Annotated in this window: 19 protein-coding genes, 2 tRNA genes, 2 pseudogenes and 2 riboswitches; of the genes and pseudogenes, 5 read left to right on the top strand and 18 right to left on the bottom strand. The window is 71.1% G+C overall.

The genetic code is table 11. The annotated features are described in order from the left end of the window. Window positions 1-17 precede the first annotated feature (17 nt). Window positions 18-575, bottom strand: a complete 558-nt coding sequence (locus tag HMPREF9062_RS03290) for a TM2 domain-containing protein (RefSeq protein WP_009748609.1) — start codon at window positions 573-575, stop codon at window positions 18-20. 211 nt (window positions 576-786) lie between these two features. Between HMPREF9062_RS03290 and HMPREF9062_RS03285 the strand changes: the two genes are divergently transcribed. Further along, window positions 787-860, top strand: a tRNA-Gly gene (locus HMPREF9062_RS03285). A gap of 70 nt (window positions 861-930) precedes the next feature. On the opposite strand, the gene HMPREF9062_RS03280 is transcribed toward HMPREF9062_RS03285, so the two are convergent. Together HMPREF9062_RS03280 and HMPREF9062_RS03275 are read right to left on the bottom strand one after the other, a co-directional pair. Beyond that, a complete protein-coding gene (locus HMPREF9062_RS03280) occupies window positions 931-1,326 on the bottom strand; it encodes a DoxX family protein (protein WP_009748608.1) in 396 nt (131 codons plus the stop codon). 199 nt (window positions 1,327-1,525) lie between these two features. After that, window positions 1,526-2,251 carry a M50 family metallopeptidase gene (locus tag HMPREF9062_RS03275; RefSeq protein ID WP_009748607.1) on the bottom strand — a complete coding sequence of 242 codons (726 nt, stop codon included), beginning with the start codon at window positions 2,249-2,251 and terminating at the stop codon, window positions 1,526-1,528. A 174-nt stretch (window positions 2,252-2,425) separates the two neighbouring features. On the opposite strand from HMPREF9062_RS03275, the gene HMPREF9062_RS03270 reads away from it, so the two are divergent. Continuing rightward, window positions 2,426-2,959, top strand: a complete 534-nt coding sequence (locus tag HMPREF9062_RS03270) for a (deoxy)nucleoside triphosphate pyrophosphohydrolase (protein ID WP_009748606.1) — start codon at window positions 2,426-2,428, stop codon at window positions 2,957-2,959. 42 nt (window positions 2,960-3,001) lie between these two features. Beyond that, on the top strand, window positions 3,002-3,703 hold the full coding sequence (locus tag HMPREF9062_RS03265) for a TetR/AcrR family transcriptional regulator (RefSeq protein ID WP_009748605.1): 702 nt from the start codon (window positions 3,002-3,004) through the stop codon (window positions 3,701-3,703). Window positions 3,704-3,738: 35 nt separating this feature from the next. Here the strand turns inward: HMPREF9062_RS03265 and HMPREF9062_RS03260 are convergent, their stop codons facing one another. From HMPREF9062_RS03260 to HMPREF9062_RS03205, 12 genes and pseudogenes are all read right to left on the bottom strand, one after another. After that, window positions 3,739-3,954 carry a hypothetical protein gene (locus tag HMPREF9062_RS03260; protein ID WP_034253650.1) on the bottom strand — a complete coding sequence of 72 codons (216 nt, stop codon included), beginning with the start codon at window positions 3,952-3,954 and terminating at the stop codon, window positions 3,739-3,741. A gap of 17 nt (window positions 3,955-3,971) precedes the next feature. Next, a pseudogene (locus tag HMPREF9062_RS03255) lies at window positions 3,972-8,305 on the bottom strand (DNA helicase). 205 nt (window positions 8,306-8,510) lie between these two features. Then, the gene (locus tag HMPREF9062_RS03250; protein ID WP_156789953.1) at window positions 8,511-9,800 is read right to left on the bottom strand and encodes an APC family permease; all 1,290 of its coding nucleotides are present in this window, start codon (window positions 9,798-9,800) and stop codon (window positions 8,511-8,513) included. 87 nt (window positions 9,801-9,887) lie between these two features. Then, on the bottom strand, window positions 9,888-11,150 hold the full coding sequence (locus HMPREF9062_RS03245; RefSeq protein ID WP_009748600.1) for a glutathionylspermidine synthase family protein: 1,263 nt from the start codon (window positions 11,148-11,150) through the stop codon (window positions 9,888-9,890). 1 nt (window position 11,151) lies between these two features. Then, window positions 11,152-11,568 carry a hypothetical protein gene (locus HMPREF9062_RS03240; protein ID WP_034253647.1) on the bottom strand — a complete coding sequence of 139 codons (417 nt, stop codon included), beginning with the start codon at window positions 11,566-11,568 and terminating at the stop codon, window positions 11,152-11,154. Between the two features lie 243 nt (window positions 11,569-11,811). Next, window positions 11,812-11,884, bottom strand: a tRNA-Arg gene (locus HMPREF9062_RS03235). A 143-nt stretch (window positions 11,885-12,027) separates the two neighbouring features. Continuing rightward, the gene (locus tag HMPREF9062_RS03230; RefSeq protein WP_009748598.1) at window positions 12,028-12,972 is read right to left on the bottom strand and encodes a universal stress protein; all 945 of its coding nucleotides are present in this window, start codon (window positions 12,970-12,972) and stop codon (window positions 12,028-12,030) included. Between the two features lie 201 nt (window positions 12,973-13,173). Beyond that, entirely contained in the window at window positions 13,174-13,995 is an 822-nt protein-coding gene (locus tag HMPREF9062_RS03225) for a C40 family peptidase (protein WP_009748597.1), read from the bottom strand. Further along, window positions 13,995-14,159: riboswitch (cyclic di-AMP (ydaO/yuaA leader) on the bottom strand. It overlaps the preceding gene by 1 nt. A gap of 230 nt (window positions 14,160-14,389) precedes the next feature. Further along, window positions 14,390-15,220 (bottom strand): C40 family peptidase, encoded by an 831-nt coding sequence (locus HMPREF9062_RS03220; protein WP_034253643.1) that lies wholly within the window; start codon window positions 15,218-15,220, stop codon window positions 14,390-14,392. After that, window positions 15,221-15,381: riboswitch (cyclic di-AMP (ydaO/yuaA leader) on the bottom strand. A gap of 196 nt (window positions 15,382-15,577) precedes the next feature. Beyond that, window positions 15,578-16,255, bottom strand: coding sequence for a metal-dependent transcriptional regulator (locus HMPREF9062_RS03215; RefSeq protein ID WP_009748595.1), 678 nt, complete (start codon window positions 16,253-16,255; stop codon window positions 15,578-15,580). A 169-nt stretch (window positions 16,256-16,424) separates the two neighbouring features. Continuing rightward, a complete protein-coding gene (locus HMPREF9062_RS03210; protein ID WP_050795248.1) occupies window positions 16,425-17,735 on the bottom strand; it encodes an MFS transporter in 1,311 nt (436 codons plus the stop codon). A 289-nt stretch (window positions 17,736-18,024) separates the two neighbouring features. Further along, complete coding sequence (locus HMPREF9062_RS03205) at window positions 18,025-19,500, bottom strand: NCS2 family permease (protein WP_009748592.1); 1,476 nt, start codon at window positions 19,498-19,500, stop codon at window positions 18,025-18,027. 75 nt (window positions 19,501-19,575) lie between these two features. Between HMPREF9062_RS03205 and HMPREF9062_RS03200 the strand changes: the two genes are divergently transcribed. Beyond that, on the top strand, window positions 19,576-20,550 hold the full coding sequence (locus HMPREF9062_RS03200) for an NAD(P)-dependent oxidoreductase (protein WP_009748591.1): 975 nt from the start codon (window positions 19,576-19,578) through the stop codon (window positions 20,548-20,550). A gap of 30 nt (window positions 20,551-20,580) precedes the next feature. Here HMPREF9062_RS03200 and HMPREF9062_RS03195 read toward each other — a convergent pair whose 3' ends face one another. Together HMPREF9062_RS03195 and HMPREF9062_RS03190 are read right to left on the bottom strand one after the other, a co-directional pair. Continuing rightward, window positions 20,581-22,056 (bottom strand): DUF3027 domain-containing protein, encoded by a 1,476-nt coding sequence (locus tag HMPREF9062_RS03195; protein WP_009748590.1) that lies wholly within the window; start codon window positions 22,054-22,056, stop codon window positions 20,581-20,583. Continuing rightward, the gene (locus tag HMPREF9062_RS03190) at window positions 22,056-23,129 is read right to left on the bottom strand and encodes an FUSC family protein (RefSeq protein WP_156789952.1); all 1,074 of its coding nucleotides are present in this window, start codon (window positions 23,127-23,129) and stop codon (window positions 22,056-22,058) included. Before HMPREF9062_RS03190 ends, HMPREF9062_RS03195 begins: the two co-directional genes overlap by 1 nt. A gap of 52 nt (window positions 23,130-23,181) precedes the next feature. Between HMPREF9062_RS03190 and HMPREF9062_RS03185 the strand changes: the two genes are divergently transcribed. Next, window positions 23,182-23,616 (top strand): MarR family winged helix-turn-helix transcriptional regulator, encoded by a 435-nt coding sequence (locus HMPREF9062_RS03185; protein WP_009748588.1) that lies wholly within the window; start codon window positions 23,182-23,184, stop codon window positions 23,614-23,616. A gap of 48 nt (window positions 23,617-23,664) precedes the next feature. On the opposite strand, the pseudogene HMPREF9062_RS13465 reads toward HMPREF9062_RS03185, so the two are convergent. Further along, window positions 23,665-24,023, bottom strand: a pseudogene (locus HMPREF9062_RS13465) (helicase-associated domain-containing protein); the annotation flags it as partial.

Raw genomic sequence — 24,023 nt, 5'->3', positions numbered from 1 at the left:
ACCGGCGCGGGGGCGGGTCAGCTCGACAGCGGCACGCCGCGGGCGTCCACGCCCCACGGGCGCGAGCCGGGCTGGGCGCACAGGATGAGAATGCCCTCGATCAGTGCCCAGATCCATATACCCAGGAAAATGAAGACCCCGATGAGCAGGATCCACAGAAGCACTCCGACGATGGTCCCCACGAGCTGCCCCACGGCCTTGCCGGTGTAGCCCAGGTAGAAGTTGTGGACGCCGAGCGTCCCCAGGAAGATGCCGAGCAGGCCGGCGGCGACCTTGGATTTCTGGTCGTAGTAGGCGCCGGGCTGCTGATACCCTCCCTGCCCCGGAACGGGGGCCGTCCCGGGGTAATAGGCCTGCTGGTAGCCCTGGCCGGGCTGGCCCTGCGCGTAGGCCGCCTGAGCGGGCTGCTGGAAGCCGGGCTGCTGGAAGCCGGGCTGCTGGGGGCCCGACGCGGCGGAGGCGTAGGGGCTCTGGGAGGAGTAGGGTGCCACGGCCCGACCGCCGTCGGCGCTGGGGGCGCTGTACCCGCTCGACATCCCCTGCGGGTGTGCAGCCGGGTCGTACGCGTTACTCATAACGGGCCTCTCACAGTCGATGGTCGGGTCGCCCGGGTGCGACGACCCGACGCCAGACTAACCGGCAACCGGCGAGTAACTCCATACGGGCCGCACGGGCTCCCCGCGACCCGTGACGAGCACCGGGTTCGACGGCTCGCGGAGGATCGGCGCGTCTTCACCTCGGAGCCCACGTGCGGTATGCTGCTCCAGCACCTCACAGAGGGTGAACGCGGGTGTAGTTCAATGGTAGAACTTCAGCTTCCCAAGCTGACAGCGCGGGTTCGATTCCCGTCACCCGCTCCATCGAGGTGCGGAGCCGGAGCGGCCCGCACCGCACGCCGATGGTCAAGTGGACGCGCCACGGGGAACACGCTCAACGGCGCTTGCGCCGGGTGAGGACGAGCAGCAGTCCGCCGGCGATCGCCGCATTGTTGAAAGCCCCCGACATGGCCGTACGACGCTTGCCCTCATCGTCGATCTTCCAGAAGGGATGGCCGACGATCGTCGTGGGGACGAGCATGCCGATGAGGGCTGCAGCACACAGACGCGGGGCGATACCCAGGGCGAGAGCCCCGCCGGCCAGCGTCATGCCCGCGCCGTTGAGTCTGACCAGGTCCTCCCCCGACACCTCGACGGCGACGTCGTACTCCTCCTTGGCGGCGTCAACCTTGGGGGCGAGCAGGCGCGCCCCCTTGACCTGGTCGATGCCGCCGCGGATGAAGACGCCGGACAGAAGGCCTCGGGCGAGAAGATTAACGGGACTGGGCATGGTGCTCCTCACTGTGAGTGCTGCAGGACGGGCCGGTGTCGTCCGCCGTCGCGCACCGAGCGTATCGGCCCGACGCGCTCGGGCTCTCACCGACCCGCCGCCCAGGATCCGCTCGCGCCCGTCGTTGACGCGCACCGCCCCGCCGGCCCGGTCCCGCTCGCGCCCCGCGCGCTGAACCGCCTCGAGGTCCGCCCGCCGCTCACGTCAGACCCTCCCACACGCTCCGGGCCACCGCCGCGGTGGCCAGGGCGTCGACGAGGAACCAGGTGGCCAGCCACACACCTGCCGGCGCGCCGGTGAGCGACGCCAGCGTGCGGTGGTCCTGCGCGCCGTCCCGGGAGGCGGCGACGTCGCGCAGGGAGTCCCAGGCGCCCACGAGCAGCGCCATCCCCGTCCCGGCCACGATGCCCGCGCGCAGCGGAACGCCCCCGATCGCATCCCCCCACCACCACAGGGCGAGCGTGAGGACGATGACGAAGGCGACGAGAAGCGCCGTGCGCACCGAGCGGGACATGACCAGGAGCACGAGCAGGGCGACGACGGCCAGAATGAGGACTGCGCCGCTCCACCCTCCCAGCGCGGCGAGGGCGACGAGGGCGCCGAGCACCGCGGGGGTCGGGTAGCCGGCCCACGTGGTGAAGGCTCGCCCGGGGCCGCGCTCCCTGCCCGCGGTCACGGCATGGCCGGCGAGATTCTTCTCGACGACGAAGCCCTGGAACCTGCGGCCCACGAGAACGCCGGCGGCGGCGTGCCCGGCTTCGTGCACGATGGTCACCAGGGTGCGGCCCCAGCGGCGCGGCGTCGGCAGGGTCAGAACGGCGACGAGGACGGCCAGCGCGATCCACAGGGCGCGGTGGCTCGGACCGATGTCGGGCAGGGTGAGGTTGAGGGCGTTGGACCACCAGGAGCTCCAGTCGATGTTCACGATGCGAAGTGTGCCAGGTCCGGCCGCGGGGGCCCGACCGCCCGGCGGGTGCGCGCCGGCCCGGGCCGTCGCCGCGCCGGGTCCGAGGCGATCGGGCGGGTCGGCACCGCTCGCACGGAGACGCCGCGCATCCGCCTCCTCGTTGCCCCGGCTCCCGCCTACTAGAGTCCCTCCATGACCGATCCCGTGACCGATCGCCTCTCCCGGCTCGTCGTGGCCGCCGCCGTCGTCGACTCCCTGGCCGCTCCCTCCGCGATGCTGTGCGCCGCCCGCTCCTACCCGCCCGAGCACGCCGGCAGGTTCGAGCTGCCCGGAGGCAAGGTCGAGCCGGGCGAGACCCCGATCCGGGCGCTGGCGCGCGAGCTGGCCGAGGAGCTCGACCTGCACGTGACCCTGGGGGCCGAGGTCCGCCCGACCCCCGGATTGGCCGTGGCGGCACCGAAATCCTCCAGCGGGGGCGGGCCCCGTGAATTCCCCGACGACGACGCGCCCGCCTGGCCGGCCATGCACGGGCACCGGATGCGCGTATGGCTCGCCGAGCCGGCCGACGCCTCCCACGGCCCGCGGCGCAGCGGGGCTCATGAGTCGCTGCGGTGGACGCCCTGGGACGACCTGGAAGCGCTCCCCTGGCTCCCGGCCGACCTGCCCATCCTGGCGGCGGTTCGCGCCGCGGCGATCCCTCCCGTCCAGAATCCGACCTCTTCGTGACGGTCATCGCTCTTCCGTCACCTCCTGGGATAGGGTGGCCTCATGCCGAAGATCATGGGAAACTCGCTCGCCGAGCACCGCGAACGCACCCGCACCGCCCTGTTCGACGCGCTCTCGGAGCTGATGAACCGGCACTCCTTCGACAAGATCACCCTGTCGGACGTCGCCGCGCACGCCGGCGTCGGACGTACCGCGGTCTACAACCACTTCGCCGACAAGGAGGACCTCCTTCTGGCATTCATGGAGCATGAGACGGCGCGCTACGCCAACGAGCTCTCCGTCGCGCTGGCGGGCATCGAGGATCCCATCGACCGGTTGCGCATCTACGTGCGTCAGCAGGCCCTCATCAAACGGCACTTCCACTTCCCCGCCACCGGTCCTTTGGCCGGCTCGGTCTCCCGCGGCACGGCCGGCCGCCTGCGCGCCCACGCCGAGCTCGTGACGCAGATGCTCACCCGGATCCTCAACGACGCCATGGACAGCGGGGCCATCCCGTCCCAGGACCCCGCTCAGGTCATCCCGCTCGTGCACGCCTGCGTCATGGGCGGACGTCCCACACCGCTCGATCCCGCGGCCCGCGCCGCCTATCTGGACGCCCTGGACACCTTCGTCCTGCGCGCGGTGGGTGCCTCGATACCGGAGCACGAGATCCCCGAGGTGCCGGTCGCCCACGCGGCGCAGCCCCCCGACGACGTCGACCACGCGGTGCGGACCGGGCGCGCCGCCCGCGCCGTCGCCGGCTGAACCGACCGGCCGAACCCGCTCGACTCCCGTCCCGCTCAGCCCCAGTGCGGGGGGACCTCGCGCAGCAGGCGGGCGTCGTTGGCCTCCTCAGCATCGCCCGCGCCGGCATCGCCCGCGCTCGCGAGCGCACCGCCTTGACGGCCGAGCACATCGGTGAGGGCGTCCAGGCCTCGGCGGCGCTGCGCCTCGGCATCCGCCTCCGGGCGCTCGCCGCGCGCCACCCGCGCCCGGTCCTGGGGCGAGAGCGCCACGACGCGCCGCCTCCCACTCACCGGGACCGCCGCACGGCGTTGGAGAGCACCGCATCGATGCCCGTACCGCGGCGGGTCAATGAGAGCGCCGTTCGCAGCTCCTCGACCTCCGCCCTCTCGTCGCGTTGAACGCCGTCGGAGCGGATCCACGCCACCATGTCGTCAAGCTGATCGTCGGAGTAGGCCTGCAACGGCAGACCCTCGGCGACCGAGGGCCTGGGAGCCCGTCCGCGATCGGCCGGGTCCCCCGCCGCCCCGTCCCGCCCCGCCGGGCGGGTCGATGCCGCGGGCCCGGAAGGGGGAACGGGGATGGTCGGAGGGGCCGGGGCGGAAGCGGGACCGGGCGCCGGGGCCGGCTCCTCCGCGCGCGGGAGAGCCGCCGGCCCGCGCGGAGCCCCATCGGCCCGCGCGCGGGCGGTGAGCACGGAGACGACCAGCTCCTCGACTCGGCGCGCCTCCGCCTCAGGGTCGACGAAGACACCCGCGGAGAACGCCGTGTGCACGAGCCATCCCCGCTGCTGAAGCCGCTCCACCCAGTGGCGGTCGCGTCGCCGCAGGCTCGGCTCGGCGACATAGGCGTCGTCATCGGTCAGCACGGCCACGAAGAGCTCGCCGGGGTAGTCGGAATGTCCGATGGCCAGGGGGATGCGCGGCCCGTCGGCGACGCCGTAGTGGGGCACCACCTCCAGACCCTTGCGCCACAGGTGCTCGGCGAGGTCCACGAGGAGCCGCTCGGGCGCGGCCCCGTCCGCGCCGCCGTCGACAACGCCGGCCTCCCCGCGGGCGCGGACGAGCACCTCGCGCAGCAGACGAGCGCCGGGCGCGTGCAACCGCTCGGGCTCCAGGTCGTCGGGCCCCAGGCAGGAGGCGACCTGAGTGCGGTGTCGGGAGACGCACAGCGCCTCCACGAGCGCGACCATCCCCCCGGCCTCGGAGACGGCGCCGAAGCTGTGAATGGTGCGGCCGTGCGGCGTCTTGGCGTAGCCCACCGAGATGATGGCGTGGTCCCGCCGAAGCGAACGCGCCTCGGGCAGGTCCACGACGATGAACGGCTCGGCGGCGCCCGCGGCGAAGAACTCCTCGAGAGCCACCGAGCCAGTCACGGCGGCGGCGACCGCCCTGCGGATCTCCTCGGCGTGCCTGGCGTTGAGGGCCACGACCGCCAGAGAGCTGCCGGGGCGGCTCAACGCGTGATCGATGACGAGGTCGACAACGCGCTCCACCTCGGCGGGCACCGACTCGACGGCCATCTGCCCGGGGGCGGGCATGCCCCGCCCGTCGACGCGCTCAAGAGACAGAGGAGACGTTCCCGGCGGAGAGGGCACCGCCTCCACGACCCCCTCATAGCCGTTGGAGGCCAGGAAGGCGGCAATCTGCGGGTCGAGGGTGTTGCGCCCGGTGGGCAGGGTGACGCTGGGCAGCAGAGGGCCGAGCTCGGCGGCCAGTCCGGTGGCCGCCCGCCGCGGATCGCCCACGACCAGGACCTGCTCGGCCCGCACGAAGGCCGGCATCACCTGGGCCACCGGCATGGGGGTGCTCGCGTCCAGGATCGCCAGGTCGATGACGGCGTCGGGGATGAACACCTGGGGGACGAGCGTGGGCGGCACGATCCACACCGGTTTGGCGACCAGGGCCACGGGGTGGGACGCGATGATGTCGCGCAGCGGCACGCCGTTCTCACGGGACAGGGCGCGGTAGAGCTCGCGCGCGTCGTTCTTGTCGGTCTCGATGGCGGCGCGTACGCGCCGAGCGCAGGCGTGAGCGACGGGCCCCGCCAAGCAGGCCGCCTGGGCGGCGTCCAGCTCGCGCAGCGAGTCGGCCATGTCGTTGAGGGCACTGGCGTCGAGCCCGCCCATGGCGGGGTCGTCACGCAGGATCCGGGCCAGCAGGGAGGACCACCAGCAGTAGGTGAGCTCGTCCTCGATCTGATCGGCCTCGACGCGGCGGTCGGCCAGATCCTGCGCCAGGGGGATCAGACCCATCTCGTCGAGCTCGGCCATGACGCGACCGCGGTCGGGCAGTGCCTGGGCCGTGGCGTCGTCCTCGGCCAGGGCACGGGTACGGGTCTCGAGATCCCCCAGGCGCATGGTCATCAGATCAGGCGCGTCCTCGGCGCGGCCCAGCACGGGCTGGATCTCCCGGACCGCCCGGCGGGCCCGGTCTGCGGTCGCCTGCATCTCATCGAGCCCGGGCGGCAGGGAGGGCCAGCCGCCGTCGGGGTCGTGGCGTCGCCAGACCTCGCGGCGCTGCTGAACCTTGACCAGTTCGGCGTGCAGATCGCCCACCTCACGGCCCGGTCGCACCAGATCCTTGGCCTGGCGGATGAAGCGGCGGCGGGTGGAGGCGTTCATCTCAATGCTGCGCTCGTCGCGCCACCGTCTGGTGGCCGTGGCGATGACCATGTCGGCGGCCGAGCGCTCGAAGACCTCGGGGACGAAGACGTCGAGGCAGTCGCGCACGCCGTCGAGCATCTCGAGCTGCTCGCACCAGTCGGCCAGGGTGGTGGCACGAGTCAAGCCGGTGCTGGAGGCGACCTCGGCGGTGTGGCGCAGGACGGCGGGCAGGAGCTCGTCGGCGAGTCGGCTCAGGCGCGCGAGCACGTCGGTGGCCTCATCGATGTCGGTCACCCTGATGCCGTTCCACGCCGAGGCGCGGCTTCGCGGATCGAAGACGCCCAGCCGACGGGCGCGGGTGAGCAGCGCGGCGGCGCGGGCGAGGCCCTCCTCATCGAGCTGCTCCAGATGGTCGGAGGCGATGCGCGTCTTCGTGCGGGCCCGCACCCGTCCGGTGGTCAGGTCGGCGAGCTTCTGCAGGGCGTCGTAGGCGGACACGCCCCAGGGCGCGCGTCGCTCGTGGAGCGCGCCGACGTACCGAGTCAGGCGCTCGCGCACGGCCGTCAGCCGCTCGCGCATGTCGACGATGGCGGCGACGTCGAGTTCGGGCGGGGTGGCGCCGAGCGCCTCCTTGATGCCCTCAGCGGCATGACGGCGCCAGGAGGCGTCCTCGGTCAGGTCCAGCACGAGGTCGCCGAGCCCGAGGTCGCGCAGCGCGTCGGCGACGGCGTGCCCGTCCGCGCCGGTGGCGGGCACATGCAGCACGGTACGGCCCGAGGCGGCGGCATCGGCGACGACGGCGGCCAGGGTCGCGGCGACGTCGGAGCCCGGAGGGGCGTCCAGCAGCAGGGAGGCGCCCGAGCCGACGGCCTCGACGGCGTCGAGCTGCGCGGGGTCGAGATCACCGGCGCCGCGCTCGGCCTCGGGCGGGCGATCGCAGGCGCGGGGGCGGGCAGCTCGACGTCGAGTGCGCCGCGGGCGACCTCGTCTCCGGCGAGAGCGGCGACGAGGGCGGAGGCGCGGGCGCGCTCAATGGTGGCATCGAAGTCCTCGATGAGGGCCTGCCCGGGATGGACGAAGGCGCCGACGACGAGGCGCTCGTGAATGTCGAAACCGGGCAGGTACTCGCGGCCCAGGTTCCCGATGCGGGCCAGCGCAGCGCGCGGAGTGAAGCCCTCAGCCGACAGGGCGGCGTGCGCGATGGCCTCGACGTCGGCGGTCGAACCGTAGCGCCGCAGCGCCCGGGTGAGCACCGGGTTGACTTCGATGGAGGGGTCGAGAGTCAGCGACGCCTCGGCGGTGGCGTCGGACAGCCGCACGGGGCGCAGCAGCACGGGCGCGTTCACGGTGCGCACGATCATCGAGCCGTCGGGCGCATCGCCGCCCTCGACCGCCCGGGCGGCTCGACGAGAATCCGACATGCCGGCCCCATCGTGCTCGCCGCGGCCATCGGCGGGACCGCAGTCGCGCCGATCCGGAGAGTCGGCACGGGCCAGCGGCTCGAAGGGGGCCGCGAGCCAGGGGACGGGCTCGCCGACCGGCACGGTCTCGGTCCAGCTCGCCACGCCGATGGCGAGGTAGACGGGGGCGACGCCGAACCTGCGGGCCAGCAGGTCCGTATGACCGGCGACCTCCCGCAGATTCTGACGCGCCCGCCCCAGGGCGCCGCGCTCGCGCACGAGGTTGCCCAGGTGGGTGGAGCGCCCGGCGTACAGCTGCGCCAGGCCGGAGGGGTGCGCGGCCGTGAGGTCGACGACGTGATCGAGCAGCGCGATGTCGTCCAGGCTCGAGGTTCCTCCGAGGTCGATGAGCTCATCGCGCCACGACGCCAGGGCATCGTCCACCAGGGCGCGACGCTCCGCGGACACGGCGGGAGCCGGAACCTCGGTGACGGGCGGAGCGGGCTCCTCCTCGGGTACGGCCGGTGACGAGACGGGTGCCGCAGCGCCTTCAGGCCGGCCCGTCGGGTCGCCGGCACGACGCCGGTTGCGTCCGAATGAGAAGAGTGAAGGCGTCATATCACCAACATATCGGCAGCGGCGTCCGGCAGGGCGCCGACGCTCCGTGGCGGGGCCGCGGCGGCCCGCCGCGACGCGCCCGGAACGGTTGAGAGCGGTGGCCCCGGCGGGCTCCGGGGCGCATCCGCACCATTCACGATTCCACACGAATCAAAAATATTCCCCTCATCGCCGCTCGCCCTCGTCGATAGCGACAAAATACGGCTCAATCATGCCGGCCCGCCCGACGTCGGGCTCGACATCCCTCCTCATCGGGAGCGGACCCGCGGGTGTCATCCGCACGAGTTCTTCTCCTGGTGCACGCCAGTGCGGCGATGGCGCCAGCCAGGCACAGGCCGGCAACGATCAGCCCCGCCCCGCCGACGCCCGCCAAGGAGGTGTCGCCGTAACCGACGGTGAACATCTGCGCCGTCACGGACAGGGTGATGACGCCCATCAGGACCACGGAGGCCCACTGCTCGGCGCGCTCGCGAACGGACGCCGCATGCAGGGCGGCGATCAGCGAGCTGACGGTGAAGTACACGCCGACGAGCACGCTGAGCGCCTCGATGGTGTCGTTGAACAGGCCTTCGGAGACGAGCAGCAGTCCGCTCCAGAAGACCGAGACGGTGGCCACGGCAAGTGTGGACCATCGGGCCTCGGACAGGATCGCGGCCCAGGAGGGGACCTCGCCGGCCTCGGCCATGGCTTCGACGCCGCGGGCGGTGGGAACGAGGGTGGAACCGAGACTCATCACTGCGGAGGTGACGACGGCGATCCGGACAACGGGGTTGGAGACGACCGGCGAGGCGTCGGCGGCGGAGCAGGCGGTCCCACCGACGGTGAAGAACACCATAAGGGCGATCATGGTGGAGACCGCGACCCGCTGAGGCGCGCCCGTCTCCGCCTGCTCGGTCAGGGCGTAGATCGCGTCGAAGCCCCAGTAGGCGAAGACGGCCAGCAGAACGCCGTGGAACCAGTCGAGGGGAGAGCCGATGGTCGGACGCAGACTCACGGAGCCGTCCATGATCATCATCAGGCAGGTGAGGGTCGCGCCCGCCCCGGTCACGGCCGCGAGATACTGGAGGACGGCCATGGCCCTGATGCTCCCCACGTCGATCGCCGTGGCGACAGCGGTCAGGAGAGCGGCGAGCCCGACCCTGGCCCATGCCGGGGCGGCGGGGGCCAGAAGGTCGGCGGCCACGTAGGCCATGCCGGAGGTGGCGATGATGCCGGTAGCGGCCAGGCAGAACCCGGCGAACCACCCGGTTCGGGGGAAGCGGCGACGCACCCAGGAGTACACGGTCCCCTTGTCCGGATCCCGCCGGTCGTTGGCATTCATGCCGCGGGCCACGCCGATAGCCGGGACGGCGGCCAGGAGGTAGACCAGCGCGGTGCCCGATCCGACCAGGGCGGCGATGAGCGGGGCGGTGACCATGATCGAGTACCAGGGAGCGGTGGCCGCCAACGCGAGAGCGAAGCCCTGCACGGCGGAGAGCCTGGGGGTGTCGGACACGTGGTCCCTTCCGGTCATGAACAGCGGGGGGCCGGATCCGGGACTGGCGGATCCCTGCGCGGGGCGGCGGACCTCAGCTGATGGGTCTCAACTCCTGACGCGGTTGGGAACAAATCGGCAGTAATAGTCCGTGATCGGACCGTCGGATTCGCGGACGCCGAGCCCGTAGCACTCGTCCCCGACCATCCAGGTGCCCAGCACCGGGCGGTTGTGCGGGTGGTCGGTCCAAGGGAAGTCCGGCAGTTCGCAGAATTCCTGGATGACGTGCCCCTCGACGCCCCAGCCGCCGTCCTGGACGATGTCGAGACCCCCGCCGTGCAACTCGATATTGGCGCCCTCACGGGCGTGCAGGGGCTTGACGACGTACTCGGAGAAGCCCATCGTGTCGCCGGATGCGCGGGCCTCATCGGGGTACATGTAGGTCGGGATGAGATTCTCATGCCCCGGGTAAAGATGCCACAGCGCCGCGGACAGTGCCTTGGTGGACAGGAACATCGTCCACGCCGGCTGGAACCAGTAGTCCGGCCTGGTGCGGGCGATGCAAGGACCGAACTCCTCGAACATCATGTCCTCCCACGGGTACAGCTTGAAGATCGCCTCGAGATGGCGGTTCTCGCCATCGGTGAAGCGGGAGGTGGCGCGGTCGTAGCCGATCTGCTTCATCTCGACGAGCTTGCCGGTCAGACCGGCCTGCACGGCGGTGTCCATGATGTAGCCGACGGTCATGAGGTCCTCGCCGGAGTCGTCGGCGTCGGTGTACCCGAAGTGGTACATGTGCGGGCGCACACCGTGGAGGCGACCGAGGTGGTCGTCGATGCGCTTCCACTGCTCGATGAGTTCCTCGTGGAGGCCGTTCCACTGGTCGAGACCGGGTTCGAGCAGCGCGCTGCCGCCCTTGAGGTGCATATCCTCATGCCAGTACCACTGGATGAGGGAGGCCTCGATCAGACCGGTCGGGGTGTCGGCGTTGTACTCCAGCATCTTGGGCGGCCGCCCGTCGTTGCCGGAGTAGACGAGGTCGAAGCGGGAGTAGAAGCTGGGATCGCCCCGCCGCAGGGACTCCGCGGCATATTCGATCGCCTCGCGGGGGATGCCGAGGTTAAACACGGAATCGGGTTTGAGGGATTCCTCGGCGAGGAAGGCCGCAGCATCCTTCGACATGCGGTGCAGGTTCTCACTCACCCCCTCCAGCAGATTCACCTCGCCCACGGTGAGCTCGTAGCAGGCGGATTCGTTCCAGTAGTGGGAGATCGTGCCGGTGACTTCGTTGACGGTCTTGTCGAACACGAGACCCTGGCGGGCGACCGTCTCCTGCCAGCCGGGTCGGGGTGCCATCGGGATGCGCAGCACGTCAGGACCCCGATCCGCCCTTGGAGCCACTGCCGAAACCCCCGTGACTAGTGTCGGAGCCCTTGGAGAACGAGCCGCCGGATCGGCCGGCCGTGGTGACCCTGTCCGATGACGGTTTCGAGTCGGTGTAGTCGGAGGGGACCTTCTCCCCCACCCCCGGTGCGCTCACGGAGCGGGAGCCGGAGGTGGGGACGTAGACCCAGTACGGGCCGGACACGACGCTCTTATTGCGGTCCTGCGGGCATTTCTCGTCATCGACGCGCTGGCCGGTGGCCGGGTCCTTGCAGACGCTGACGTAGTCGGCGTCGGTCTTGTCGCCCATGGAGGAGCAGCCCGTTAGACCACCCACCCACAGCGCGGCCGCGGCAGCGGTCACCGCCGATACCACGAGCTTCCTGGACTGGTTCTTCGTGTGCATGATGTGACTGCTTTCCTTCCGGTGGAGGATCGGGGGCGGCGCGGTCTTTCGGCGGTGGAGAGCGCGGACCCCGCGCACCCGCCGATCCCACCGCGCGCCCGACCGGAACGCACAGCCACGCCGATCGCCCCGGACCGGCCCTGTCGTCCGCGGCGTCCCAGCGCGGCGAAAGCACCGCACGAGCGCGATTCGCGCCACTATGAAGCCGGGCTCTCCCTGTTGCCACAAGGAAAACCCGGCTCGTGCCCCCGGCGCGATTCGAACGCGCGACACCCGCTTTAGGAGAGCGGTGCTCTATCCCCTGAGCTACGAGGGCCCGTGCTCAACCCTACCGCACGCGGCGGAGGGGCAGGGCTGCAGCGTCCGCCCGCCCGGCGGGGTGGGGCGGGCCGCCGCCGTCGAACGCAGCGGCTCCGGTCGGCAGCTCCGGAGGCCGCCGACCGGACCTTCGGGGTCGACTCAGGCGCGCTTCCAGGGCGTGCCCTGGTTGCGCCCGGAGCGGGGCTCCTCGTCGTCCTTGGCCCGGGCGGGCACGACCATGACCGGGCAGGACGCATGAGCCAGAACTCCCTGGCTCACCGAGCCCAGCAGCAGCCCGGAGAAGCCGCCCCGTCCGCGTGATCCGACGACGACGAGGTCCACAGCCGTGGAGAACTCCGCCATGAGCTCGGCCGCGTTGCCGTCCAATGCATGGCGGCGGACCACGACGCCGGGGTGGTCCTGAAGTGCGTCGGCGACGGCCCGATCCAGGCCGGAGCGGACGTCGGCGAGCACCTGCTCGCGGTCGACGGCGGCCGGAAGCCACGCCAGGGCTCCGGCGCCGGACGCCATGGGCACCGCCGCGATGGCGGTCAGCTCCGCGTCCCAGACGTCCGCCTCGCGCACGGCCCACCGCAGGGCCTTCCGGGCTGAATCGGAGCCGTCCACTCCGACCACGATGCGGCGCACCGGGGTGTAATCCGCGCCCTCCGTGTGCCTCGGCACCACAATGGTGGGGCAGTGGGCGTGCGCCGGCAGTGCCGAGGAGACGGTCCCGAGCAGGCGGTCGGTGAAGCCGCCACCGCCCCGGGTCCCGACGACGGTCAGCGCCGCCTCGTCCGACAGGTCGACGAGCACACCGGCAGGGTCGCCCGTTTCCAGTGAGTTGGTCACCGTCACCCCCTTGCCCTGGGCCCGATCGGCCGCCTCGCTGACGACGGCCTGCGCGCCCGACCGTATGGCCGAGTCATCGAGGGCCGCATACCCCCCGTCCAGGGAGGCGGTGGTGAAGGACGGCAAGGAGTAGGCGCACAGAATGTGGACGCGCCAGTTCTCCCGCGCGGCCCGGGCGACCGCCCAGTCAACCGCACCGAGCGACTCCGGTGATCCATCAACTCCGACGAGGACGACTCTGTCTTCGGCCATAACGTGTACCCCTTTCTCCGGGCGCCGGGGATCCGACGGGGCCCATTCTGCCTCGCAATGGGGGTGTGGTCCAAAGCACGTGACCGTGGAGGCGGGTCACATCGGGCCGCTGGCGGCTTCGCGTCGCACCGGGAACATGCGAAGGCGGCCGCTCCAGAGAGGGGCGGCCGCCTTCGCCGGCGGTGCGCCGTGCCGTTCGTGTCAGCTGACTCGGACGAAGCCGATCGGCGTCTGGTAGATGTCGCGGTAGACGACGCCGGTGGACTCGTTACCGGCATCGATCATCTTCCCATCGCCGGCGTAAATGCCCACGTGACCGCCGAAGTAGACGATATCGCCGGGCTGGGCCTCGGCTGCGGAGACGAGCGTGCCCGCCGACCCCTGCGCGTATGAGGTCCGCGGCAGGGAGATGCCCAACTGCGAGTAGACGTACTGAACGAGCCCCGAGCAGTCGAAGGCGTCCGGGCCGGAGGCGCCCATGACGTAGGGGGACCCGACGTACTGCATGGCGATCGCCACAGCACCACTGGCGTTGGAGGCCGGAGCGGCCGTGCTGGATGTGGACGCGGAGGGAGCGGAGGCCTGCACGTCGGCGTTCGAGTCCGAGGAGCTGGAGCTGCTCGCGGGCGCCGCTTCTGTGGTCGTCTCAGGCTGGGCCGCCGCGGCGGTGTCGGTCTGCGCGACAGCGGGCTGCTCGACGACGGGAGCCTCGGCGGTGACCTCCGCCGAGGCCTCGGCCTCCGCATCCGCGGGGGCGGCAGCGTCCGGAGAGACCAGAACGGCGGAGTTGGTGGTGATCGCCGCCCGCGCACCGGCGGTGAGCGTGTTCACGCCGGTCGACTCGAGAGTGCCCGAGGAGGAGGCCGCCTCATCGGTGCTGGGAGCCGCGTGAGCGCCCGAGGCGATCATCGCCAGTGCGACACCAGAGGAGGCGGCGGCAGCGATACTGCGTCGCGCCACCGGGCTGACAGAGGTGACAGGACGGGCGTCCTTGCGGTGACGGGCCTTGGTACTGGTGGACATGTCTCTCCTTATTGAGCTGCCGAGGTGAGCTGTCGGGTTCGGACTGGAGAAGCCCGGCCTGTTCTCACAGGCTTCACCCCAGAGACCCGCTGAGCGCCGTGTCGGCGCCCTGCGAGCCGTTCGTGGTTCCCCCGTTCCTGCCATGGTCTGGGAAAAGAACTCCGGACCGGACGGCAGGACGAAGCCCCGGACCGGAGATCGCGCAGGCGGCTCCGCGACGGGAGTGACAGTACCTGACTAGGAGGTAGCGTGTCACGATCAGATCACACACATGGCTGTGATTGATCACACCTAGCCGTCGAACGCCTCCTCCTGTAGGAGGAATTGCACGATGAAGAACCGCCCTGATCGAGCGGATGTGCATCAGGGCGGTACGTGTAGACGTCGGATGACGTCAGAAACGCAGGAAGGTGCCCCCGCCGTCGACAGCACGGTACTGGACGCCCTGGCCAGGGCTGTCCGCGGAGACCATCATGCCATCGCCGGTGTAGATAGCCACATGGCCGGACCACCAGATGACGTCGCCGGGCTGGGCGGCCGCAGCGGAAACGACGGTGCCGGCGCTGCGAATACCACCGGAGGAATGAGGAACAGAGATGCCGAACTGGCCGTAGACGTACTGGACCAGGCCGGAGCAGTCGAAGGAGCTCGGGCCGCTGGCGCCGTACACGTAGGGAGCGCCGATGTACTGCATGGCGGTCGCCGCGATGGAGCCGGCTGAGGACGAGGAGGGGGCCTCAGCAGGAGCGGCGTCCTGATTGGACGTGGACTCCACATTGGAGCTGGAGTACTGCTCGGCGGGAGCGGCCTGAACGGCGGCGGAGGCGGTCTCCTCAGCGGGAGCGGTGGTCTGGACGGCCTCCTCGACGGCGGGAGCGGGCTGCTCGACGGGAGCAGCCTCGGTGGTGACCTCGGAGGTGGCGGCGTCGGCCGTGGCCTCAGCGGGCGCGGCGGCCTCGGAAGAGACGACGATGGCGGCGTTCGTGGTGACGGCCTCACGGGCACCATCGGCCATGGTGCCGATGCCGGTGTCCGCCAGCGCCCCGGCGGACTCGCCGACATCCGTACCATCCCCGGCGGCGTTGGCGCCGGAGGCGATCATCGTGAGCGCCAGACCGGAGGACGCGGCGACGGCGAAGCCGCGACGCGCCGTGGGACCTGCGGTCGACAGCGGGGTCAGCGGACGAGCGGCCTTACGGTGACGGGCCTTGACGCTTGAAGTCACTGGTATCTCCTGGTGAGCCGACGGAGTTAGCTGTCGGGTTCGGGCGGGAGACGCCCGGCCCGCTGTGCGGGCTTCACCCCGAGGTCCGGGCCAACCGCATGAGCGGCGCCGAACCGGAAGAAGTGGTTCCCCCGGGCCTGCCGATGATGCTCTAGGTACGGGGAGACGGACACCGACAGGCTTGGGCTCTGCCCGTCTCTCCACAGCCAGTGGTGCCGGCTGCGCCGGTAACGTTAGCGGACTTTTACCTCTCGTGTGAACTCGGGACGACCGCTCACCGCTGTGGCATCACCCACGCGTCCGAGCCCGCCATCACAACGATCTCCCGGGCGATGCACAGGGCCGGCCCCGCGGATCTCAGCGACGCAGGAAGAGATGGCGCGCCAGGTCGTCGGGGATGACCAGCGGTTCCTGGGCGGAACCGACCAGGCGCACGCCGCCGGCGGCCCTGCGCATGTGGACCGTCTCACCCGCCCGGATCCCGGCGTTCTCCACCTCGGCAATGAGCGCGGCGTCGGCCTGAATGGGTTCACCGACGCGGGCCACCACCGCCGGAGCCTCCCCCTCCCCGTCCCGGGTCAGCTTCGTCGCGCTGATCTCGTCCCGGGCCGGGGCGGGATGACCCGCCGCACGAGGAGGAATGGGGTTGCCGAACGGATCCTGCGCAATGACCTGCAGAATGTCCGCCAGACGATCCTCGACCTGCTCGCTCATCACGTGCTCCCAACGACACGCCTCCTCATGGACCAGACGCCGATCGAGTCCGATCACGTCGAGGAGCAGCCTTTCGGCAAGTCGGTGCTTACGGATGACCTCGGTGGCCCGCAGACGGCCCTCATCGGTGAGCTGCAGGGAGCGGTCATCCGCCACCCGGATGAGGCCGTCGCGCTCCATGCGGGCGACCGTCTGGGAGACCGTCGGTCCGGAGTGGTCGAGGCGCTCGACGATGCGCGCGCGCAGCGGGGGGACGCCGTCCTCCTCCAGCTCGTAGACGGTCTTGAGGTACATCTCGGTCGTGTCGATGAGCTCGCTCATTGCTCGGGTCTCCTCACGCTTCGACGGCGCAGGCCGGGCGCCGTGCGGACGGCGGGCTCGTCCGGCCCGCGCGCCGCGCTCAGAATATCGGGATCATGCAGTGCCCGCCGCGCAGGGCGACTTTCCCACGCCCTGACGCCCGCGGCTCCGTCCGGGCGCTGTCCTCCGGCTAGCGGTCGCCGTCGGCGTCGCCCGGGGAGGCGGCTCCGGGCGGCAGAGCCCGCTCGCGCGGCCCCACCGTCGACAGGTGGGGCCGAGTCGCGGAATAGGCCAGGCCCACATGCCAATGGCGCCGCGCCCACACGACCGCCGCCAGCGAAGCGGCGAGAGCCGCGACACCGCCCACCGCCAGGCCGGCTCGGGGCCCCCACGCGTCCGACACACGGCCGATGAGGGGCGCACCGATCGGCGTCGTGCCCAGGAGACACATCATGTACAGACTCACGACCCGGCCGCGCACGGTGGGCGCGGTGCTCAGCTGAACGGTCTGGTTGGCACCGGTCAGGACCGTGAGCACGCACAGCCCGACGGGGATCGTGGAGACGGCGAAGAGCGGGTAGGTCGGCATGACGGCCATGAGCAGCGTGAACACCCCTAAGAAGAACGAGGCCACGATCACCGTGCGCACGCGCGGGGACCGTCGCCGCGCCGCCCACAGGGCGCCGGCGAGCGAACCGATCGCGAAGATCGAGGAGACCGTGCCGTAGGCGTCGGACTCCATGGCGAACACCGAACGCACCATGGCGGCCATCGTGACCTGGAAGTTCAGCGTCAGCATGGAGACCACCGAGATGACCACGATGATGACGATGAGGTCGGAGCGGCGGCGCACGTAGGCCAGGCCCTCACGCACCTGGCCCCCGGCCCGCTCGGCGCGGGGGACGTCGTAGAGCTCGGCGATGCGCATGGTCGCCAGCGCCAGGGCCGGGAAGAGGAAGGTCAACGCGTTGACGAGGAAGACCCAGCCCGCGCCGACCCAGGCGATGACGAGACCGGCGGCTGCGGGTCCCAGCAGGCGGGCGGCGTTGAAGGAGGCGGAATTCAGGCCGACGGCGTTGGAGAGGTCGCCCGCGGGAACCATCCGCGCCACGAAGATCTGACGAGCGGGCGAGTCGTAGGCGGCCGCCACACCGGTGGCGAAGGCGGCGACGTAGACGTGCCACAGCTGAGCGCGACCGGCCAGAACGTCGACGGCCAGGAGCGCGGAAATCACACCCATCGCTGACTGGGTCACCATCAGAAACCTGCGCTGATCCACGCGATCGGCGATCAGGCCGGAGTGCGCGCTCAGGAACAGGGCCGGCAGGAACTGGAGCGCCGTCGTCAGCCCCGTGGCGGAGGCGGAGTCGTCAGTCAAGATGCGCAGCACGAGCCAGTCCTGGGCGACGCGTTGCATCCACGTGCCCGTGTTGGCGACGAGGGCGGCGAAGAACCAGATGCGATAGTTGTGGAATTTCAGCGACTCGAAAATGCTGCTCATCACAGTGGGGAGGACTCCAGATTCGTCGTTGACCCTACGGAACGGTTGACTTTACGCCCGCCCGGACCGCCCGGCCATAGCGCACCCCGTGGCGGCCGGTGGGCGCGGCTGATGCTGCTGGAGACGGCCACGGCTCACGACCCGCGACCGCCGGCGCGGGTGCCGACGAACCTGCGGGCCGGCCGGGGGGGAGAGAGAGTGAGGGAGGCGGTACGGGCCGAGCTCGACCCGAGGCCGCTCCATCCCTGGCCGCGCCCTCCTGCGCACCGCCGCTCACCGCGGCCCGCCATCAGCCGACGCCGAGGATCGCCTTAATGGGCGTGAGCATGAAGTAGATGGCGAACAGCAGACAGGCCAGCCACATGAGCGGGTGGATTCTCGTCGCCCTCCCGCGCGCCAACTGCACGACGAGGTAGGCGATGAAGCCGGCCCCGATGCCGTTGGTGATCGAGTACGAGAAGGGCATCATAATGATCGTGACGAAAGCGGGCAGGGCGATCTCCGGGGACTTCCAATCAATATCGGTCACCTGGGTCATCATGAGGAAGCCGACGATCACCAGCGCCGGCGTCGCCGCCTCGTAGGGGACCATGGAGACGATAGGCGCGAGGAACATGCTGGCGAGGAACAGGATCCCGGTGACCACGGAGGCCAGCCCGGTGCGGGCTCCCTCCCCCACTCCGGCGGCGGATTCCACATAGGAGGTGGCCGAGGAGACTCCGCCCAAACCGCCAGCGATCGCTGCGGCGGAGTCGACCACGAGGATCTCGCGGGTCCTCGGCGGGTTCCCCTCGTCGTCGAGCAGATCGCCCTCAGCGCCGATGGCGACCATCGTGCCCATGGTGTCGAAGAAGTCGGCCAGCATGAGTGAGAAGACCAGCAGGGCCACCGAGACGACACCGACCTTGTCGAGGGAGCCGAGCAGGTCGAACTCTCCCAAGGTCGCCAGGCTCGGCAATTCGACCGGGGAGCCCGGCAGCGCCGGCACCGACAGGGACCAGCCCGTCGGATTCGACTCGGCGTCGAAGGCGCCCAGACGCGCCACGGCCTCGATGACGGCGGCGAGCACCGTGGAGACGACAATGCCGATGAGGAGAGCCCCCTTCACTCTGCGCACGTGCAGCACGATGATGAGGAAGAAACCGGCGAGGAAGACCAGCACCGGCCACCCCTGGAGAGAGCCGCCCAGTCCCAGCTCCAACGGAGTTCCGCCCGCTCGCACGACTTTGGCGTCCACCAGGCCGATGAGCGCGATGAACAGGCCGATGCCCACACTAATCGCCGTCTTGATATGCGGCGGCACAGCCCTGAAGACGGCCTCGCGGAAACCGGTGAGGACGAGCACGAGGATAATGACCCCCTCGATAACCACCAGCCCCATGGCATCGGCGTAGGTCACGCCGTCGGTGCCGGCGATCGTGTAGGCGATCATCGCATTGATGCCCAGACCGGCGGCCAAAGCCATGGGGTAGTTGGCCACAACCCCCATGAGGATCGTCATGACACCGGCGATGAAGGCGGTGCCCGCGGCGATCTGCTCCGTGGTGCCCAACGGAGCGATGCCGTCGTGCGGAGTGGACAGGATGAGCGGATTCAGCACAAGGATGTACGCCATCGTGAAGAAGGTGACGATGCCGCCGCGAATCTCGCGGGAGAGTGTCGAACCGCGCTCGGTGATGTGGAAGAAGCGATCGAGGACTCCACTGGGAGCCGGCGCGATCGTGGAGGGAGGATGGGGAGTGCTCACGTGGTGTGATTCTGGCATATCGGTGCGCCACCGGTGGCACTGAACCGCAGGACCAGGCCGCCGTGTCCGGTCCGAACGTGACAGGGTGAAGCCATGAAAATCCTCCTGACCGACTCCGGTTACGTCGACCCCGCACCCATCCGAGCCGCCGGCCACGACGTCGTCCTGTTCAGCGAGGCCGAGCCGATCCCGGCTGAGCATCGCGACGCCGAGGGGCTGGTCCTATGGGGCGGCGGGGGTTCGGGCCGCGCCGACATCCTGAGTGCGATGCCCGGCTACCTCACCCGGCTGCGCTGGATCCAGACGCTGGCCGCCGGACCGGACAACGTGCTGGCCGCCGGCTTCCCGACGTCGGTGGCGATCACCTCGGGTCGTCATTTCCATGACCGCACGGTGGCCGAGCACGCGGCCGCGTTGGCGCTGGGATGCGTGCGCTCACTGCCGACAGCGGTGCGCGCAGCCGACCGGCACGAGTGGGAGCCGACTCTGGGCGGCGCCCATCCGATCCACGACCCGGAGCGTGCGACGACGCTGTACCGAGCGCGAACGCTCGTATGGGGCTTCGGCGCGATCGGGCTCGCAACGGCACGATTGTTGACGGCCTTCGGAGCGAACGTGCGCGGGGTCGCCCGGTCGGCCGGCGAGCGCGCCGGCTTCGAGGTCATCGCCGTGGCCGACGTCGATGCGGTTCTGCCCGATACCGACCTGCTGGTCATGGTGCTTCCGAGCACGCCGCAGACCACTGGGGCACTGAGCGCCGAGCGGCTCGCCCTGCTGCCGCGCCGCGCCGTCGTCATCAACGTGGGTCGCGGCACGACGGTCGACCAGGCGGCGCTGGAGACCGCCCTGCGCAACGGAACGATCAGCGCTGCCGGTATCGACGTCACCGACCCCGAGCCGCTGCCCGCGGACTCGACCCTGTGGGACGCCCCCAACCTGCTGCTCACTCCCCATGCCGCCGGCGGCAGGGTGGTGGGCGCCGTGGAGCGGATCATCGCCAACGCCGCAGTCGTCGAAGCGACGCCGCCCGGCGAACCGATCACCGGCCTGGAGGCACTCGTCAGGTGAGGAGGTCCGCCCCGCGGGGAGCGGAGGAGCTCAGTCGCCTCGGCGGGGAAGACTGGCCTCCAGCTCGGCCAGCGCTGTCAGCCCTGCAGCCTCATGGGCATCGCTGTGAGAGCGCGGTCTGGCCTTGAGGTCCGCAACCGCGTCGCGAGCGGCGGCCGCCCGGTCGACGGAGCCCTCGACCGGTGCGCGCTCGCCCTCAGGCTGCTCGTCCTTCTGATCCCGCTCCAGCGCGTGCTCGTCCTCCGACCTGCGTGAGCCGGACGCGCGCCGGGTAGACGAGCCGCGTGCGGGCTCCCGCGCGAACTCGGTGTCCTCCGGCGTCGACGCGGGCCCCTCCCCCGCCTCGTCCGCGCTCTTCGCCCGGCGCTTCTCCGCATCCGCGGTCTTCCTCGGCTCGTCGCCGACAGCCGGGGCGCTCTGACCCACCGGATTCGCAGACGCAGACGCGCCCGGGCGGGAGCGGCGCGTCCTCCTCCGCCCGTTCCCCGCGGACTCCTCCTCGGACCTGCGCCCGCGCGTCCTCCTGCGCTTCTCAGGCTCTTCGACATCCTCGCTCGTCTCACCCGCGTCCTTCTCGACTCCGGCGCCATCGGCCGGTCCGCCCGTTGGATCGTGCGGGCCGCGGTTCGACGCCCCGTCGGCGCCGAGCGGTTCCATGAGCCTCTCATCCAAGCGCGACGGCGTCACCGGCCACTCGGGCCCCTGATCCTGCAGGTCGGTCTCCGAATGCGCCCCGCAGCCGTGGTCCAGGGAGACGACGCGGCCATCATCGGCGGCCCACTCGTTGGCGCAGATACCGAAGAGATGACGCATGAGACCTGCGATGGGCAGGAAGAAGCCGCAGGTCGAGCAGGCCGCGTGCGCCTTGCGGACACCGTCGGCGTCCGGACCGTGGTCGCCGTCGTACCACCGCTGGGCGGCCCGCTGAATGCCCTCGGAACTGAGCACGCGGGCGCGCCCGAGGTCGAGCTCGTCCAGGGCGACCGCGTCTCCCTCCTCCCCCGTGGCCTCCCACCCCGGCTCGAGGCGCTCGTCGGTTTCGCGTTTGGGCAGACGGTCGGAGCGGGTGACGTCGCCGGGGCGGATCCGGTCGGCCCAGGGCACCCAGGCCGGGGCGAGGAGGGCGTCCTCCCCCGGCAGGAGCTCCAGCTCGCAGACCGTCGCTGTTCGGCTCCGCGGAGGCCGCGCCATGGTCACCGCCCACCGCCAGCCGTTGTAGCCCGCCAGGTTGCACTCGAAGAGGTGGGTGACCAGGCGCTCGGCCTGCAGCTTCGCGGCCGTGTGCTCGCCCACGGACAGCGGCTCGGTGATCTCCCCCAACGCCGCCCTGGCCCGTTCGACGGCGGCCGGCGAGGTCAGCGTCCTGTCCTTGGCGGCTGCGGCGCTCTCGGCCCTGGTCGGCAGGGAGCCCGGCCGCTCGACGGCGGTGACCGGGTCGGGCGTGCCGCTCGAAGCGGTGGCGCCCGCGGAGCCGGTCACGGCCGATGCATTTGTCGCTGCGTCCATCACGTGTCCAGTGTAGGGGGTCGGTTCCCCGGGCCACCGAGGCGGATCGACCGACCGCGCCGGCGCACCGGCAGGACGAACCAAGCGGCGGTCATGCCGATGGCGCCGCCGACAGCGATCCCGAGCAGTCGACGGGCGAGCAGGTCCGCCCCGGACTCGCCGAAATAGCTGTACAGGAAGACGAGGGCGGCGGTGACGCCCGCCGACCAGAACAGGTACCCGTACGGCCGCGCCGCGGCGGCGAGGGCGAGAACGGCGAACAGGGCGACGAGCGCCGTCCTGCTGCCGGTCTGGAACAAACCGCCCAGAACGGTCCCCGCGCCGGTCCCCACCAGGGCGCCGACGGTACGCTGAGCGCCCTTGCGCAGCACGTCGCCGCGACCGCGGTTGGCGCTGTGAACGACCATCACCGTGAGCACCGGCCACACCAGGTGGTCGGGATCCAGCCACTGGGCGGCTGCGAAGGATGCCAGAGTCCCGCAGCCGAGCTGGACCGCCATGCGGGTGCTCGCCGGAAGCCCGGCTGCGGGACGGCGGGAGGGGGCGGGCCGCACCGCGACGGTCAGGCAGCGGAGTGCCAGGGCCCAGACCAGGGCGACGCCCGCGGCCACGAGCATCCAGCCCAGCTGCGACCAGGTCCGAGGCAGCGGCGCGAGGCGGACCAGGACTGCGAGGAATAGCGTCGACGCGACCGTCCCGGCGGCCCGCCAAGCGGAGCCGAAGCGTCGCAGCCACACCGCGATGGCAGCACCGGCGGAGAAGGCGACCGCACCGACGGCGCGCGATGCGCCGCCATCCGACAGCAGCATCCCGCAGCCGACCGCCGCCGCGCAGGCCGGTCCGAGCAGCACGCCGATCGCCGGCGCGTCCGCCCAGCGGGCGCGTGCCAGGGCACGAGGCAGGGCGATCCCCAGCATGACCGCGAATACGATCGCGTCCACCGGCGGTTTCCGCCAGAGGGCCAGCTGCTGCATCGACCAGAAGGTCGGCAGGACGACGATCATCGTCGCCACCCCGGAGCGCAGTCCTCGCGCGACCATCATCGCAGCCCCTGCCGATGTCCTCCCCCTCATCTCATAATAATAAGCGTTCACATACTAAATAATACGTGATAACGTATTAGTTGTGGATCCGACTCCGGAATCAGTGGCGCCGCTCGTGCGGTTCGCCGTGCTACGGCTGGCGCGCCGGCTCCGAGTCGGCCGCGACCAGTCGGCGCTGAGCAATAACAAGATCGCGGTGCTCGGCCACCTCGCCCGACGGGGAACGAGCAGCCCGTCCCGGATCAGCACCGAGGAGAACCAACGGCCACAGTCATTGACCCGCCCGATCACCGAGCTGGAGAAGGCCGGACTGATCGAGCGCATCTCCGACACGACCGGCGCCAGACGCAGCCTCCTGAAGCTGACCGCGGACGGACGCGAGGCCTTCGAGGCCGACATGCGCCTGCGCGACGAGCGGCTGAGTCGCGCGCTCGCCGGACTCGATCCGGACTCGTTGCGGCTGCTCGTCGAGGCCGCACGTCTCCTCGACGATCTCGATCACCTCGACGACGGCTGAGTTCCGATACCCGGAACCGGCGCCCCGGAGCCCTCAGCTGGCCGCGGGCTATTCGGCGACGACCGACACAATCCGGTGAACGGCCACTGTCAGCTCGGTCTGCCGCACGACGTCGGCGATCCGTACCCGTCCCGCTTCAACGGCGAGCACCCGCACCCGCCGTTCCTGCACCGCGCCGTCCGGCCCCGCCAGCCGCAGCCGTAACCGTTCCTTGGAGGCTTGAGCCTGACGAAGCAGGGCCAGGGCGTGGACCGGATCCGTGGCGGCGTCCGCCGGCACGCCCGAGTCGTCCCGTGCCCGCTCCCCGGCGCGCAGGCGCGAGACCAGGGTCCTCAACTCGCGCGCCCCGGGGCTGCGGCGGCGCGCCGCATGCAGTGCGCCAGGGCGCGCCGGCTCGGGCGCCGGAG

It is taken from the genome of Actinomyces sp. oral taxon 448 str. F0400 (assembly GCF_000220835.1).
Lineage (GTDB): Bacteria > Actinomycetota > Actinomycetes > Actinomycetales > Actinomycetaceae > Actinomyces.
This window is presented reverse-complemented; position numbering and strand designations above follow the sequence as displayed.